15 protein-coding genes are annotated in these 13,763 nt (G+C 53.9%); 12 read left to right on the top strand and 3 right to left on the bottom strand.

Annotation, left to right across the window (positions count from 1 at the left end; translation table 11 throughout):
• The first annotated feature begins 2 nt into the window (after window positions 1-2).
• Window positions 3-650 carry a response regulator transcription factor gene (locus ACFSO0_RS05100; protein WP_376877228.1) on the top strand — a complete coding sequence of 216 codons (648 nt, stop codon included), beginning with the start codon at window positions 3-5 and terminating at the stop codon, window positions 648-650.
• A 235-nt stretch (window positions 651-885) separates the two neighbouring features.
• Window positions 886-2,262: a DJ-1/PfpI family protein gene (locus tag ACFSO0_RS05095; protein WP_376877455.1), complete on the top strand. Its 1,377-nt coding sequence runs from the start codon at window positions 886-888 to the stop codon at window positions 2,260-2,262.
• 371 nt (window positions 2,263-2,633) lie between these two features.
• On the opposite strand, the gene ACFSO0_RS05090 is transcribed toward ACFSO0_RS05095, so the two are convergent.
• Window positions 2,634-3,230 (bottom strand): accessory gene regulator ArgB-like protein, encoded by a 597-nt coding sequence (locus tag ACFSO0_RS05090; protein WP_376877225.1) that lies wholly within the window; start codon window positions 3,228-3,230, stop codon window positions 2,634-2,636.
• 48 nt (window positions 3,231-3,278) lie between these two features.
• Window positions 3,279-4,475 (bottom strand): sensor histidine kinase, encoded by a 1,197-nt coding sequence (locus ACFSO0_RS05085; RefSeq protein ID WP_376877223.1) that lies wholly within the window; start codon window positions 4,473-4,475, stop codon window positions 3,279-3,281.
• A gap of 445 nt (window positions 4,476-4,920) precedes the next feature.
• Here ACFSO0_RS05085 and hprK point away from each other — a divergent pair, with 445 nt between their 5' ends.
• The 10 genes from hprK to hisIE all read left to right on the top strand — a co-directional run bounded on the left by hprK (window position 4,921) and on the right by hisIE (window position 13,170).
• On the top strand, window positions 4,921-5,850 hold the full coding sequence (gene hprK, locus ACFSO0_RS05080; RefSeq protein WP_376877220.1) for an HPr(Ser) kinase/phosphatase: 930 nt from the start codon (window positions 4,921-4,923) through the stop codon (window positions 5,848-5,850).
• Between the two features lie 24 nt (window positions 5,851-5,874).
• Entirely contained in the window at window positions 5,875-6,375 is a 501-nt protein-coding gene (locus ACFSO0_RS05075) for an acyltransferase (RefSeq protein ID WP_376877217.1), read from the top strand.
• 278 nt (window positions 6,376-6,653) lie between these two features.
• A complete protein-coding gene (locus tag ACFSO0_RS05070; protein ID WP_376877214.1) occupies window positions 6,654-7,829 on the top strand; it encodes an ATP phosphoribosyltransferase regulatory subunit in 1,176 nt (391 codons plus the stop codon).
• 3 nt (window positions 7,830-7,832) lie between these two features.
• The gene (gene hisG / locus ACFSO0_RS05065) at window positions 7,833-8,480 is read left to right on the top strand and encodes an ATP phosphoribosyltransferase (protein ID WP_376877211.1); all 648 of its coding nucleotides are present in this window, start codon (window positions 7,833-7,835) and stop codon (window positions 8,478-8,480) included.
• A gap of 35 nt (window positions 8,481-8,515) precedes the next feature.
• Window positions 8,516-9,817: a histidinol dehydrogenase gene (gene hisD / locus ACFSO0_RS05060; RefSeq protein WP_376877208.1), complete on the top strand. Its 1,302-nt coding sequence runs from the start codon at window positions 8,516-8,518 to the stop codon at window positions 9,815-9,817.
• The gene (gene hisB / locus ACFSO0_RS05055) at window positions 9,814-10,413 is read left to right on the top strand and encodes an imidazoleglycerol-phosphate dehydratase HisB (protein WP_376877205.1); all 600 of its coding nucleotides are present in this window, start codon (window positions 9,814-9,816) and stop codon (window positions 10,411-10,413) included. Before hisD ends, hisB begins: the two co-directional genes overlap by 4 nt.
• Before the next feature lies 1 nt (window position 10,414).
• On the top strand, window positions 10,415-11,032 hold the full coding sequence (gene hisH / locus ACFSO0_RS05050; RefSeq protein ID WP_376877202.1) for an imidazole glycerol phosphate synthase subunit HisH: 618 nt from the start codon (window positions 10,415-10,417) through the stop codon (window positions 11,030-11,032).
• Complete coding sequence (hisA, locus tag ACFSO0_RS05045) at window positions 11,029-11,766, top strand: 1-(5-phosphoribosyl)-5-[(5-phosphoribosylamino)methylideneamino]imidazole-4-carboxamide isomerase (RefSeq protein ID WP_376877199.1); 738 nt, start codon at window positions 11,029-11,031, stop codon at window positions 11,764-11,766. The genes hisH and hisA overlap by 4 nt, the downstream gene beginning before the upstream one ends.
• A 1-nt stretch (window position 11,767) precedes the next feature.
• Entirely contained in the window at window positions 11,768-12,526 is a 759-nt protein-coding gene (hisF, locus tag ACFSO0_RS05040; RefSeq protein ID WP_376877196.1) for an imidazole glycerol phosphate synthase subunit HisF, read from the top strand.
• Window positions 12,523-13,170: a bifunctional phosphoribosyl-AMP cyclohydrolase/phosphoribosyl-ATP diphosphatase HisIE gene (gene hisIE, locus ACFSO0_RS05035; protein WP_376877193.1), complete on the top strand. Its 648-nt coding sequence runs from the start codon at window positions 12,523-12,525 to the stop codon at window positions 13,168-13,170. The genes hisF and hisIE overlap by 4 nt, the downstream gene beginning before the upstream one ends.
• A 334-nt stretch (window positions 13,171-13,504) precedes the next feature.
• On the opposite strand, the gene ACFSO0_RS05030 is transcribed toward hisIE, so the two are convergent.
• On the bottom strand, window positions 13,505-13,763 hold a 259-nt coding region (locus tag ACFSO0_RS05030), incomplete at its 5' end, for a hypothetical protein (protein ID WP_376877190.1).

Here is a 13,763-nt window from a genome sequence, read left to right as displayed (position 1 = left end):
CTATGGAAATATTATTGGTCGACGATCACAGATCGGTGGTAGAAGGGACAAAAATGTTGATCGAATCCGAGCCGGACATGAATGTCACGATCGAGGCGGATGTGTATGCAGTGCCGGATTTGGTACGACTCAAAAAATTTGATGTGATGCTGTTCGATTTGTACATGCCAAATATCAACGGGGCAGATTTGACGCGCAAGGTGCTAGAATACGTGCCCGATGCAGTCATTCTCATTTATTCCGGCTTTGATATTGCGCCTCATTTCAATTTGCTTATGGAATCCGGTGTTTCCGGCTTTATTGCAAAAACCTCCACCCGCGAACAGCTGATCCAGGCCATTCGCTGTGCAGCGAGGAAAGAGGCCATTGTCCCCATACAGCTCCTGAAGCAGCTAAGACGCCAGGAAATTGTGTTGCACGGCGGAAAGGAACGGGAAAATTCTACGATTACGAGTGATGAAGAAAAACTGCTGCGAGAGTTGGCGAAAGGGAAAAGCAACAAAGAGATTTCCAAAACGCTGATGATCAGCCAGCGGAAACTGGAATACAGCATCACAGCCATATTCGAGAAATTACACGTCAACTCACGGGTTGAGGTCATTAAAAAAGCCAAAGCCTTAGGAATACTCCCAAGTGAAGATCTATATTGATACGGATAGGCCGGTAGCTACCGGCTTTTTTGTTGAAGCAGAATTTGCCGCCCCGAAAGGGATCAGCCGCACTTTGCGTGAATACCGCAATCTTTTGCGTTGAGGTTGCCATTTTTTGCGCGTTGTAGGTTCTTCTGTCACGATAAGATGATTCCAGATGTCGCTTGATGTATCGAATGGAATCATCGGTGAGAAAAGAACACAAGCAAATATTCAGGACAGAGGAGAATCAAAAATGAAGATTTTATTACGTATCGGTGTTTATGTCATGACGTTCGTGATCCTTTTCGGGGGAGTCGGTGCGTTTGGGTATATTCGCTCTAACCAGGGATACTGGATTCCTACCCGCCAGACCCCAATGCCTGCTTTGCAAGAAATGAGCATCCCTGAGCATCATCCGGAAAAACCAACAGTAGCGGTTCTCTTATCCGATCCGACGACAGAAGTGTTTGATTTTTTGGTTCCGTATGAAATGTTCGCCATGACGGAGTCTTATAACGTCTATGCAGTAGCGCCAGACAAAAATGTGAAAACACTCTCCGGTGGTTTGGACCTGATGCCGCACTATTCTTTTGCTGAACTGGATCGCTTGTTAGGAAAAAGTCCCGATGTAATTGTGATTCCGGCCATGCCCAGAGTTGACGAAGCCAAGTATAAGCCTGTTCGGGAATGGATACAAAAACATGCCGATACGAAGCTGGTAAGTATTTGCGCTGGAGGGGTGAACCTGGCTGATACGGGTTTACTGAAAGGGAAAGAAGCAACCACGGACTGGAAAAGTTTCGATTATGGTGAAATCAATAGCTATCCGGATACAAAGTGGAATAGAGGGGTGCGTTATGTTGAGGACGGGAACATTGTCTCCTCAGCAGCTCTCACTTCAGGAATCGATGCCATCCTCCATGTGATCTCGCAGCAATTGGGAGAACCCATGGCGGAGAAAATAGCGAAAGAGATGAATTACCCTTCGTATCATTTCGTCAAAGACCCGAAGGTAGATCCCTATTACGTGGATCGAACGGAATTGATTTTTACGTTCAACCAGGCATTCCAATGGAACAAAAAAAGCGCAGGGGTCTTGTTATATAACGGAATGGATGACGGAGCCCTTGCGACGATTTTTGATACGTATGCTGCTTCTGGAACAACAAAGGTGTACACCATTTCAGACGCCAAGCAGCCTGTCGTCACGAAGTATCACCTGAACCTGGTCACCCGATATCAAATGTCGAATGCGCCGAAGCTGGATCGTCTGTTTGTTCCGGGCGTAGAGGCGGAGTCTTTAGCAGCGGAAGATGTCAAAGAGTGGAACAAAAAGGGAAATCACGTGACGCCTGAGTTCATTCACAGCGGCTCCGCTGACCGATTTATCTTTGATGCGCCACTGGAAGATATAGCGAAGCAGGAGGACGTTCTAACCGCCAAATATGGGGCGAAGCGGTTGGAATACCGTGCGACCAATCTACACTTCGATGGCAGTCCGTTTTCCTATGAAGCTTTCGGCATACCGGTTCTCCTTGTTTTGACAGCATGGCTTATCGCTTTCAATATAGACAGACGATTCATTCTGAAAAGGAAAAGAGATCGTCAGCCACTCGCAAGTTCAAGATAAACATCCTCCCTTTTGGAACGGCGAAACGAACTGCTTCCCAGTTAGTTCACAAAAGCGATAACCAAAGTAAAATACAAGACCGTCTACAATCAGAGGCGGTGTCAAAAAAACAAGGCGAGCGCTTCCCGATTGCGTATCGGAAAGCGCTCGCCGCTTGGCTATGGGTTTTATGCAATCTGCCTGACTGGGTTATGACCAGGCAGGCGAGTGTAATCATCGAAGAAATTCGTTCTGCTTCTCTCGCAAGTGAGGAGGAAGGGGCTCGTACACAGCGCCGCCCTTCAGTACACCCGAAATGTTCAGCGCTGAAAGGACAGCAAAAAAACCGGAAAGCAAGGTACGCAACTTCTTCATTGAAAACCACCCTCTCGTCAAAAGTTTGCCAAACGCGACACGAATCGATATGTACGCGGCATGAGAAGAACGGATTGCAAGAGAACTGCTAGTGCATACGTCATGCTGGTTTGGTAGATATATTCTACTAGTAGAGAAAAAAAGAAACAACCCGTTCCGATCAGCAACAGGAGGATGAAACGGCTTCTGCGCTGGACGGCAGGGTTGTGCGGCACGTATGTATGCTCGGCGGGCGCGTAGCGATAGTTAATCCGAAACGAAATTCCGACGACAGCGAGGATCAGCAACTGCGCGTAGGGCGCTGGCACGACAGGCAGCTGCTTCAGCAGGTATCCGCCGCCAAGCATCAGGGCGAGAGTAGCCCCCAAACAAGTCCACGGGCTGCGCAGGTGGACACCGCCGCTGAACAGGCGGTGCAAGTAAAAGAAACAGAACAGCAACATGGCTTCCCGGAAAAGATGGAAGACCAGGGAACATAGAATCAGTGCAGCCAGATTGATTGCGTTCAGCAAAAAGATTTCGATGCCATGGGCAAGTGTCCCCAGCGAATGCGGTGTTTCTTCTGTTTTGAGACACTTGGCAAGACGCATGGATACTTTTTCTGTCCACTTCATGGGCGAGTTCCCCCTTTGAACAGGAATCAAGCCATCGAGCGTCACAAGCTACCGACTGAGAAAGGAAACGCGAAAGCTGGTTACGCCATCCTCGGACCGGACCGTGATTTTGCCGCCGTACCGGTCTGTGACCGTTTTGACGATGGAAAGTCCCAGACCTCCATCGCCTTCCTTTTTGGTGGTGTACCCGGATTGGAAGATTCTGGATAGTTTGTCTTTAGGAATCGTCGGGCCGCTGTTTTCGATCATCAGGTAATGCTCACGCTCGTCCTGCCCCCATTCGAGACGGATAAAACGGTTTTCCTCCAGCTCGTAGGAAGTGGCGCGAATGGCGTTGTCGAACAGGTTGCCCAGCACCTTGATCAGGTCGTACGTTTTGATTTGCGGAAACTGGTTGACCGTATGGATGTTCATGGTCAGCGCGATTCGCTCCGCCAGGCAGACCTCCATTTTGGATTGCAGCAAGGAGGAGACAGCCGGATTTTTGATGCCTTCCAGCAATTGCGAGCTGGAGTCCACCGACTTCTCTACCGTGACTGTCTCTTCCAGCAGATGCCCCACGTATTCTTTGGCCAGATCTACGTACCCCTTTTTCAGAAAGCCGTTGATCGCGGTGTAGTGATTCAGCGAATCGTGCTTGATGGAGCGGATCGCAGTGACCAGGTCGTGAATGCTGTTCAGATACGGCGTTCCGGTTTCTTCCTCTACCCGATTAATGGTGAGCGTCAGGTAAATGCGGAACAAAATGACGATGACGATAAAAAGGGCCAGAATCAAAAGCTGAATCATCATCTGGAACTGCGGCGAATAGAAGGCCAGCAGACGGGAGTTGTTATCCCGCAAGAAAAATGATGTATTCAAAAAGAGAATCAAAAGAAACTCGATGCTGCCCACGAGCACGAGTAAGAAGAGATAGCGGTTGTGACGGTTGTCCGGCAACAATCGGTGAATATCGAATTTTGTGACCCGCAGCAAAACGACAGCAAGCAAAAAAAGCCCCAAATACAGGCAGCGCAGGGTGATCGTCTGCATCGTCGTGGAGAGAATCTCTTCAAAGTAGATATGCTGGCTGTTAAAAATGGCAAGCACAATCGATTCTGCGACGACCATCGAGCAGATGGCGGCCGTTCCCATAAAGACCGACTTTAAGATGTTGAAGCGATACAACCAGGAAATGAGCAGGCTTGCAAGCGGGAACATGAGCAGTACCTTTGGCTGGTAGTACACATCGAAATAAGAAAGCAACTCACCAGCGACAGAAAAGAAGAAACTGAAGCAAAGCGCCTGCTTCTTTTTTTCAAGTATCGATAGATTGAATATGGACAAAGCGATAGCAAGCAACAAGAGGGCCTCGGGTATGTCCACAAGTACGAATCGAAGTATGAAATCCAAAGCGGTGTCTCCCCCTCTGTCCGAAATTCCTGGAACGAATGATGTCAAATTAACTGTAACCTATGTAGCGCCTTAGACCAATACATTTTCTATCTTAAAAAATAACCTGAAAAATGTAAATGATGTGACAGATGTCGCTCGTGGCATTGTCAATCTCTTGTTCGCCCCGAAGATTGCGTACGGTTTCAACCTCTCTCTTTCAGCTTCCCTGCCCCGGGGGAAGGTTGTCGCAGGCAGGCCCCTTCGCTACAATAGAGGTACACAAACGGGACGGAAATCCCAAGGTAGGGGGAAACACATGCGAAAGACGAATGTCAGCCATCTCGCCGAACATTTCAATATGGCGGTCCTTAGCGGCGAAGAAGGCCTGGGGCGAGAGATTACCGTAACCGACCTGAGCAGACCGGGGCTGCAACTGGCAGGTTACTATTCGTATTATGCGGGTGAGCGCATCCAGATCTTTGGATTGACCGAAATCAACTTTTTTCAGACTCTCGACCGGGAGAAGCGGCTTGAGCGAATGCATTTTCTCATGCAGGGGCAGACGCCGTGCTTTTGCGTGACTCGCAATCAGCCGGTGCCGGAGGAAATGATCGAGGTGTCCAACGAACACGGGGTTCCGATCCTGCATTCTCCGCTGGCTACGACGACATTGGTCGGCAAAATGACGAACTTCCTCGAAAACCGCCTGGCACCGACGACGACCATTCACGGCGTGCTCACGGATATTTACGGCGTGGGCGTCCTGATCATGGGCTCCAGCGGAATCGGGAAAAGCGAGGCGGCGCTGGAGCTGGTCAAGCGCGGGCATCGCCTCGTGGCCGATGATGCGGTGGAAATCCGGCAGACGCAGTCTGGGCAGTTGAGCGGCAGTGCGCCCGAGCTGATTCAGCACCTGCTGGAAATCCGCGGGGTAGGGATTATCAACGTCATGACCATGTTCGGCGCCGGCGCTGTGCGGAATGTGAAAAATATTGAAATGGTCGTGCAGCTGGAGCTGTGGGAGCCGCAAAAAATGTACGAGCGTCTCGGATTGGACGAGGAAACACTGAAAATCATGGATACGGATATCCCGATTATTACCGTGCCGGTTCGCCCTGGCCGCAACCTGGCAGTCATCATCGAAGTGGCGGCGATGAACTTCCGCCTGAAACGGATGGGCTACAATGCGGCGGTTCACTTCTCGCGCAAACAGTCGGATGCCATTCTCGAAGATTCCGATTTGTAGTGAGGAAAAGAAGGAGAACATCTGATGAGAAAGACGACGCGTTATCCCGTTCAAGGCGCCAACCCGCTGTGGCAGTTGTATCGGACGGTGAGCTTTTGGAAAGTCATGAAAAACTTTGTCGTGATCCAGCTGGCGAGGTATACGCCGTTCTTGTCCTGGAAGAACTGGCTGTACCGCACCTTTCTGCGGATGGAGGTAGGGCAGCACAGCGCCGTGGCCTTGATGGTCATGATGGACATCATGTTTCCCGAGCTGATCAAGATCGGCCGCAACTGCGTCATCGGCTACAACACGACGATTCTCGCCCATGAATACCTGGTGGAGGAATACCGGCTGGGGGAAGTCCGCATCGAAGACAATGTGCTGGTAGGGGCGAATTCGACCATCTTGCCCGGCGTGACCATCGGCAAGGGAGCGGTCGTAGCGGCAGGAACCGTCGTCCATAAAGATGTGCCGGCAGGAGCTTTTGTGGGGGGCAATCCTATGCAGATTATCCGCAGTGCTATGCAGGCGGGCGACGAATAGAAAGAAAGTAGACGGGGAAGGTTATACGAGGGGGGCTGCTGCTTCATGGCAGGCTCCCTTTTCTGCTCAGCCAATGACGGAGGTACGGTCGTGTTTTCTGATATTGGACCATAAGTGTGACGCAGCCGCATTTTGGGCATGCTCACTGTGTAAAGTAGAATTTTCCGACTATTCTCAGCGATGTTGACCACTCCGAGTTTACGTGGTACGCTTCTTCATAACACTTTAGTTTACTACCATATTAGCAGAGTAAAGCGCGAGCGATGGAGGGAAATGCGATGGCAAAGCCGTTGGGATTTGAAAAACCGTTGGGAATGCGGGACATTTTGCCGGATTCACTCGCCAAACAACGGCATTTGGAACGGGCGCTGCGCCAATGCATCGAGCGCTGGGGGTATGAAGAGATCTCCACGCCGTCACTGGAATATTACGACACCGTAGGGGCGGCCAGCGCGACGTTGACGGACCGAATGTTTCGTCTATTGGATAAACAGGGACATACGGTGGTGCTGCGTCCGGATATGACGGCGCCGATTGCCCGTGTCGTATCCTCCCTATATAAAAACGTTCCTTTGCCGTTGCGCCTGTTCTACCAGGCGAACGTGTTCCGGGCGCAGGAAAAGGAAGCCGGACGCAATGCAGAGTTTTTCCAGACCGGGATCGAGCTGATCGGCGATGCGTCCGTCGATGCCGATGCCGAAGCGATTGCCCTCGCGGTGTTTTGTCTGCGGGCGGCAGGAGTGGAGACTTTTCGCATCGCTATCGGACACGTAGATTTCGTAGATGGGCTGCTGGAGGAATGGGTCGAGGACGAGCAGGTTCGCAATCAGTTCCGGCAATTCCTCGTGGAACGGGATTTCGTCGGATTCCGCCAGTTGTTGTCTACACTGGAACTGGCTCCGGAAGCGAAAGAACGGCTCGAGGTCCTGCTGCGATTGCGCGGCGGCAAAAACAAGATCGACGAAGCCCGGACTCTTACGGAGAACGGAAAGGCGAGAAGGGCGGTCGAAACGATCGCGTCGCTGTGGGAAGCTCTGGAAGCGTACGGCGTGACGGACGACTTGCTGCTGGATTTTAATCTGATTATCAACCTGAACTACTATACTGGCGTCGTTTTTGAAGGCTATGCGGCGGACCTGGGCTCGCCCCTGCTGGGGGGCGGACGGTACGACCATCTGTTGGCGCAGTTTGGCCGTCCGGCTCATGCGACAGGCTTTGCGATCAAAATGGACCGCTTGCTGATGGTGACACCTGCCATGGACAGCCCGCCTGCCGCTCGTGTTCTGCTGTGCTATACGGAGGAGCGGCGGACAGATGCGCTGGCCGAGGCGCAGCTGCTGCGGGCGGACGGACTCGTGGTCGTGACCCGGCTTGTAGGCAGTCGGGAAGAGGCCGAGAGCCTTCCGGGGACTTCCTACAGCAAGGTCATTTGCTTGACGAAACAGGGGGAATAGGGAATGGGTTTTTCCGATCTTTCACAAAAACTGACGATCGCCATGCCGAAGGGGCGGATTTTTGAAGAAGCGGTCCACTTTTTGCAGCAGGCTGGCCTTCAGGTGACGGCAGAGCTGCAAGACTCCCGCAAGCTGGTGATCCCGGTCGAGAATGCCAGTCTGGAGTTCATTTTGGCAAAGCCCACGGATGTTCCTACCTATGTCGAATACGGCGTGGCCGATGTCGGGGTGGTAGGAAAGGATGTCCTGCTGGAGGAAGAGCGCGATGTGTACGAACTGCTCGATTTGCAGATCGGGTACTGCCGGATGATGGTGGCGGGGATGCCGGACTGGAAGCCGACGGAGGCGCCGCGGGTTGCAACCAAATATCCGAAGATCGCCTCCCGTTACTTTCGCGAGCAAGGCCAGCAGGTGGAGGTCATCAAGCTGAACGGCTCGGTGGAGCTGGCTCCGATGATCGGGCTGGCAGATCGCATCGTCGACATCGTTTCGACCGGGCGGACGTTGAAAGAAAACGGGCTCGTGGAGCTGGAGCATATTTGCGAAATTACGACGCGGCTGATTGCCAATCGGGCAAGCTATCGGATGAAGAGCGAAGCGGTGGATGACATTGCGGGCAAGTTTCTCGAAGTCATCCCGAAAAAAGCGTAGCAGGGCAGAGAGAAAAGTGGAGAGGTGACACAGGGATGCGCATCATGTCAGCCAGTCAGTTCGACGGAAAACGGTCGGTAGGCTCCGGAACAAAGGAACAGCAGGAAGCGGTCAAGGCGATTCTCGCGGACGTGCAGGAGCGGGGAGACGAAGCGCTGCGCGACTATACCGAGCGGTTCGACGGCGTGCGTTTGGAGCAGTTTCTCGTGAGTGAGGAAGAATTTGCGGAGGCTAGCGCCCAAGTTTCGCCGGAAGTCACGGCAGCTTTGGCAGAAGCGGCAGAAAACATCCGGGATTTTCATCAACGGCAAGTGCGCCAGTCGTGGTTCACCACGAAAGAGAGCGGGACGCTGCTCGGTCAGATCGTGCGTCCCTTGAAACGCGCAGGGCTGTACGTGCCGGGCGGAACGGCGGCTTATCCGTCCAGTGTGCTGATGAATGCCATTCCGGCGAAAATCGCAGGCGTGCCGGAAGTGGTCATCACGACGCCGCCGGGACGAGACGGCAAAATCAATCCGGCTATCCTCGTGGCGGCGAGAATTGCAGGCGTGAAGGAGATTTACAAGGTCGGCGGGGCGCAGGCGATTGCGGCGCTCACTTACGGCACGAAGCAGATCAAGGCCGTCGACAAGATCGTCGGTCCCGGTAATATTTTCGTCGCGTTGGCGAAGCGGGAAGTGTTCGGGCTGGTGAGCATCGACATGGTGGCAGGGCCGAGCGAGATCGCGGTGCTGGCTGACGACACCGCCAATCCGCGCTACGTAGCGGCTGACCTGCTGTCACAGGCCGAGCACGATCCGATGGCGGCTGCGATCCTCGTGACTACATCGCAGAAGCTGGCAGAAGAAGTGGCAACAGAGGTGGAGCGCCAACTGGCCGATCTGCCGCGCCGCCAGGTAGCAGAGGCTGCCATTCGCGACTTTGGCGCCATTCTGGTTGTCGACGATCTGGAGGAAGGCTTTGCGGCCATCAACCGGATCGCTCCCGAACATTTGGAGATTATGATTGCGGAGCCATTCGAGCATCTCGGCAAGGTGGAAAACGCCGGAGCGATTTTCCTCGGGCCGTACAGCTCAGAGCCAGTGGGCGACTACTTCGCCGGCACCAATCACGTCATTCCGACGAATGGCACTGCGCGTTTTTCGTCGCCGCTGTCTGTCGATGACTTCATCAAAAAATCGAGCGTCGTTTCCTACAGCAAGCGCGATTTGCGGGAGAATGGACGCAAAATCGTGGCGCTAGCCGAGCAGGAAGGGCTGGCTGCACATGGACGGGCGATTGCCGAAAGACTACGAGACTTTGATCGCGAAGAAGAGCAGGAGCGTGACAGTAGATGAGTGAGTTGCAAAAGCGTACAGCCAGGATCGAGCGCAACACCAACGAGACACAAATCGCCCTTTCCTTTGGCATCGACGGGGCGGGAGAGAGCAAGCAGGACTCCGGCGTTCCTTTTCTCGACCATATGCTGGACCTGTTTACGCGGCACGGGCACTTTGATCTGACCGTCAAAGCGAAGGGCGACATCGAGATCGACTACCACCACACCGTCGAGGACATCGGCATTTGCCTGGGGCATGCCTTGCGTGAGGCGCTCGGGGACAAAAAAGGGATCAAGCGCTACGGCAACGCCTTTGTCCCGATGGACGATGCGCTGGCCCAAGTCGTGATCGACATCAGCAACCGCCCGCATCTGGAGTACCGGGCGACCTACCCATCCAACGTGGTCGGGCAATTCCCGACGGAGCTGGTGCACGAGTTTTTGTGGAAATTCGCGCTGGAGGCCAGAATCAACCTGCACGTGATCCTGCACTACGGACACAACACCCACCACATGATCGAAGCGATCTTCAAGGCACTTGGCCGTGCGCTGGATGAAGCGACGACGATCGACCCGCGCGTCAAAGGGGTCCCGTCCACCAAAGGGGTTTTGTAGCATGATCGGCATTATCGACTACGGCATGGGCAATCTGTACAGCTTGAGCAAAGCGTTGGAGCGTCTGGGCTATTCCTATGACTTTGTAGCCCAGCCCGAGCGGCTTCGTGAATACAGCGGGCTGATTCTGCCCGGCGTGGGAGCGTTCGGCGATGCGATCGCGAACATCCGCGAACTGGGCTTGGAGTCAGCGATCCACGATTATGCCGCGACGGGCCGTCCGATCCTGGGCATTTGCCTGGGGATGCAGCTGCTGTTTGGCAAAAGCGCGGAGCACGGCGAGCACATCGGGCTGGGGCTGCTCGGCGGAGAAGTCGTCCGTTTCGCTGGCGACTACAAGATTCCGCACATGGGCTGGAATCAACTGCAACTGCGGGCGGAGCATTGGCTGTTCGATGGCGTGAAATCGGGCGACTACGTCTACTTTGTCCATTCCTACCACGTGCAGGTCGCGAATGCAGAGGAATTGCTGGCGACCACCGACTACCATCAGGATGTGACTGCAATCGCAGGGCGGGACAACGTATTCGGCATGCAATTCCACCCGGAAAAGAGCGGAGAGACCGGGATGCGCCTGCTGCGCAATTTTGCCGTACAGTGTGAGGGGGTCATGGCATGAGTTTTATCATTTATCCGGCGATTGATATTCGCGGAGGCAAATGCGTCCGGCTGTTCCAGGGGGATTACGCCAAGGAAACCGTGTACGCGGACTCTCCATTAGAAATGGCAAAGCGTTGGGTAGCGCAAGGAGCCGACTGGGTGCATCTGGTCGATCTCGACGGAGCCAAGGAAGGAAAGCCCGCCAATGCGGAAATCATCAAGGAAATCGCTCGAACGATTTCGGTGCCTGTCCAGGTGGGAGGCGGGATTCGGACGGAGGAGCAGATCGCCGATTACTTGGAGGCGGGCGTGGCGAGAGTCATCGTCGGGACGGCGGCGATCGAAGACGAGCCGTTTACCCGGCGCATTTTGCAGAAGTACGGGGACAAGATCGCGATCGGGCTCGATTGCCGCAACGGCATGGTGGCGACGCGCGGCTGGCTGAATACGACGGACGTGTCCGCGACAGAGCTGGCGAAAAAGCTCGTGTCGTATGGGGCAACGACGTTTATTTACACGGACATCGCCCGCGACGGTACGCTGACCGGCCCCAATGTGGAGGAAATTACGGCCTTGGCTGTCGCAACGGGCAAGTCTGTCATCGCATCTGGCGGCGTCAGCAACCTCGACGACCTGCTTGCGCTCTCTGCGCATGAACAGGATGGAGTCACCGGTGCTATCGTAGGCAAGGCGTTGTACACGGACGCCTTCACCTTGGAAGAGGCGCTGAATCGCATGGGGGAGCGTGTGTAGGATGCTGGCCAAACGAATTATTCCGTGCCTGGACGTAAAAGACGGACGGGTCGTCAAAGGCGTGCAGTTCGTCGGGCTGCGCGATGCGGGTGACCCGGTGGAGCTCGCCAAAAAATACAGCGAGGAGCGGGCGGATGAGCTCGTCTTCCTCGATATTTCCGCTTCCCATGAAGGCCGCAAAACGATGGTCGATGTCATCGAGCGAACAGCAGCGAACATCACCATCCCGTTTACGGTCGGCGGCGGCATCAACAGCGTCGACGACATGAAGCGCATCCTGCGCGCAGGGGCGGACAAAATCTCGCTGAACACGGCGGCTGTGCTGCGGCCGGAGCTGATTCGCGAAGGGGCGACTGTATTCGGCTCCCAATGTATCGTCGTCGCAATCGATGCCCGCAACGTAGGCGGAGAACGGTGGGAAGTGTACACGCACGGCGGACGCAATGCGACGGGCAGAGATGTCATCGCCTGGGCGCAGGAAGCGGAAGCGCTGGGAGCAGGGGAAATCCTTTTGACCAGCATGGACGACGACGGAGAGAAAAAGGGCTTTGGCCTCGAGTTGACCAGACGGGTATCCGAAGCGGTCGGCATCCCGGTCATTGCTTCCGGCGGCGCCGGTTCTCGCGAGCATTTTTACGACGTTTTGACAGAAGGAAAGGCGGATGCGGCACTTGCTGCTTCCATCTTTCACTACGAGGAGACCTCTATTCAAACGGTGAAAGAGTACCTCCAAGATAAAGGAGTTGTGGTGCGGCCATGACAGAGCAAATCGCGTGGGAACAGTTGAAATTCGATGAAAATGGCCTCATTCCCGCTATTGTGCAGGATGCCGTGAGCAAGGAAGTGTTGACGCTTGCGTACATGAACAAGGAGTCCCTGCAAAAGTCGCTGGAGACGAACGAGACGTGGTTCTGGAGCCGCTCGCGTGCAGAACTGTGGCACAAGGGGGCGACTTCCGGCCATACCCAGCGGATTCTCTCCATTCGCTACGACTGCGACGGCGACGCTCTGGTCGTACAAGTCGTGCCAAACGGGCCAGCGTGTCATACAGGGGCTTACAGCTGCTTCTCCGGCGAGTTGACGGGGAGCAAAGAACAGGAGGCGTCTGCCCCTGTTTCCGCTGACCGGTTTGCCATTCTCGGGGAACTGGAGCAGCTGATTGCCGCACGGGAAGCAGAGCGTCCGGAAGGCTCCTACACGACGTATTTGTTTGAAAAAGGCGTGGACAAGATTTTGAAGAAGGTAGGCGAAGAAGCAGCGGAGGTCATTATCGCGGCGAAAAACCGCAGCCACGAAGAACTTCGCTACGAAGCCGCCGATCTGATCTTCCACTTGCTGGTCCTCTTGCGGGAGCAAAAGCTGCCGCTGGATCAAGTCTTGAACGAGCTGCAGCGGCGACGTTGATTGCCATGTATTGATTACGACAGGGGGCTGTCTCAAAAGTCGATTTTTGACTGAAAGACGCCCCCTTTGCCGTTCAAAACCGTTAAAAAATCACGGGTTAATTTGGGGATTTTTGCCTTTTCGCGTTAGATTTGCGCGATCTTAAGAAGAATGCCGACAAGCTCTCCCTTTTCAAGCTGAAACGGAGCAGCATGGATGAGAGGAGCGGTACTGCACAGCAGATTACGCGTATGAAAAATGGGGATGGGAAAAAGGTTGCTTCGTGCAGGAAGGACGACTTGGAATAAATAACCATCAAAATTAACTCTTGATTTCGATTTTTAGATATGATAGATTATTCCTTGTCGCCAGCGAGCGATGACAAAACACGAGGAAAGATCGCAAACTTCGATAAAAAAAGATCTTGACTCGAGGGTAGCGAACGTGATAAGGTAATAAGCGTTCGACAAAAAATGCTCTTTGAAAACTGAACAGCGAAAGCGTTGATGAGTCTATCATTTAATGATTTGCCAGCTTGAAAAAGCGATGAACCAGAAACAAACTTTATTGGAGAGTTTGATCCTGGCTCAGGACGAACGCTGGCGGCGTGCCTA

The sequence above is a fragment of the Brevibacillus sp. GCM10020057 genome (assembly GCF_042683565.1).
Classification (GTDB): Bacteria; Bacillota; Bacilli; order Brevibacillales; family Brevibacillaceae; genus Brevibacillus.
Note: the sequence above shows the minus strand (reverse complement) of the source record. Positions and strands in the feature narration are given on the sequence as shown.

Bases quoted from the DNA above. Each gene is read 5' to 3' on its own strand.
- hisA (WP_376877199.1), top strand. From the start codon at position 11,029: ATGAGTTTTATCATTTATCCGGCGATTGATATTCGCGGAGGCAAATGC.
- hisF (WP_376877196.1), top strand. From the start codon at position 11,768: ATGCTGGCCAAACGAATTATTCCGTGCCTGGACGTAAAAGACGGACGG.
- ACFSO0_RS05100 (WP_376877228.1), top strand. From the start codon at position 3: ATGGAAATATTATTGGTCGACGATCACAGATCGGTGGTAGAAGGGACA.
- hisD (WP_376877208.1), top strand. From the start codon at position 8,516: ATGCGCATCATGTCAGCCAGTCAGTTCGACGGAAAACGGTCGGTAGGC.
- ACFSO0_RS05070 (WP_376877214.1), top strand. From the start codon at position 6,654: ATGGCAAAGCCGTTGGGATTTGAAAAACCGTTGGGAATGCGGGACATT.
- ACFSO0_RS05095 (WP_376877455.1), top strand. From the start codon at position 886: ATGAAGATTTTATTACGTATCGGTGTTTATGTCATGACGTTCGTGATC.
- hprK (WP_376877220.1), top strand. From the start codon at position 4,921: ATGCGAAAGACGAATGTCAGCCATCTCGCCGAACATTTCAATATGGCG.
- hisG (WP_376877211.1), top strand. From the start codon at position 7,833: ATGGGTTTTTCCGATCTTTCACAAAAACTGACGATCGCCATGCCGAAG.
- hisH (WP_376877202.1), top strand. From the start codon at position 10,415: ATGATCGGCATTATCGACTACGGCATGGGCAATCTGTACAGCTTGAGC.
- hisB (WP_376877205.1), top strand. From the start codon at position 9,814: ATGAGTGAGTTGCAAAAGCGTACAGCCAGGATCGAGCGCAACACCAAC.
- hisIE (WP_376877193.1), top strand. From the start codon at position 12,523: ATGACAGAGCAAATCGCGTGGGAACAGTTGAAATTCGATGAAAATGGC.
- ACFSO0_RS05090 (WP_376877225.1), bottom strand. From the start codon at position 3,230: ATGAAGTGGACAGAAAAAGTATCCATGCGTCTTGCCAAGTGTCTCAAA.
- ACFSO0_RS05075 (WP_376877217.1), top strand. From the start codon at position 5,875: ATGAGAAAGACGACGCGTTATCCCGTTCAAGGCGCCAACCCGCTGTGG.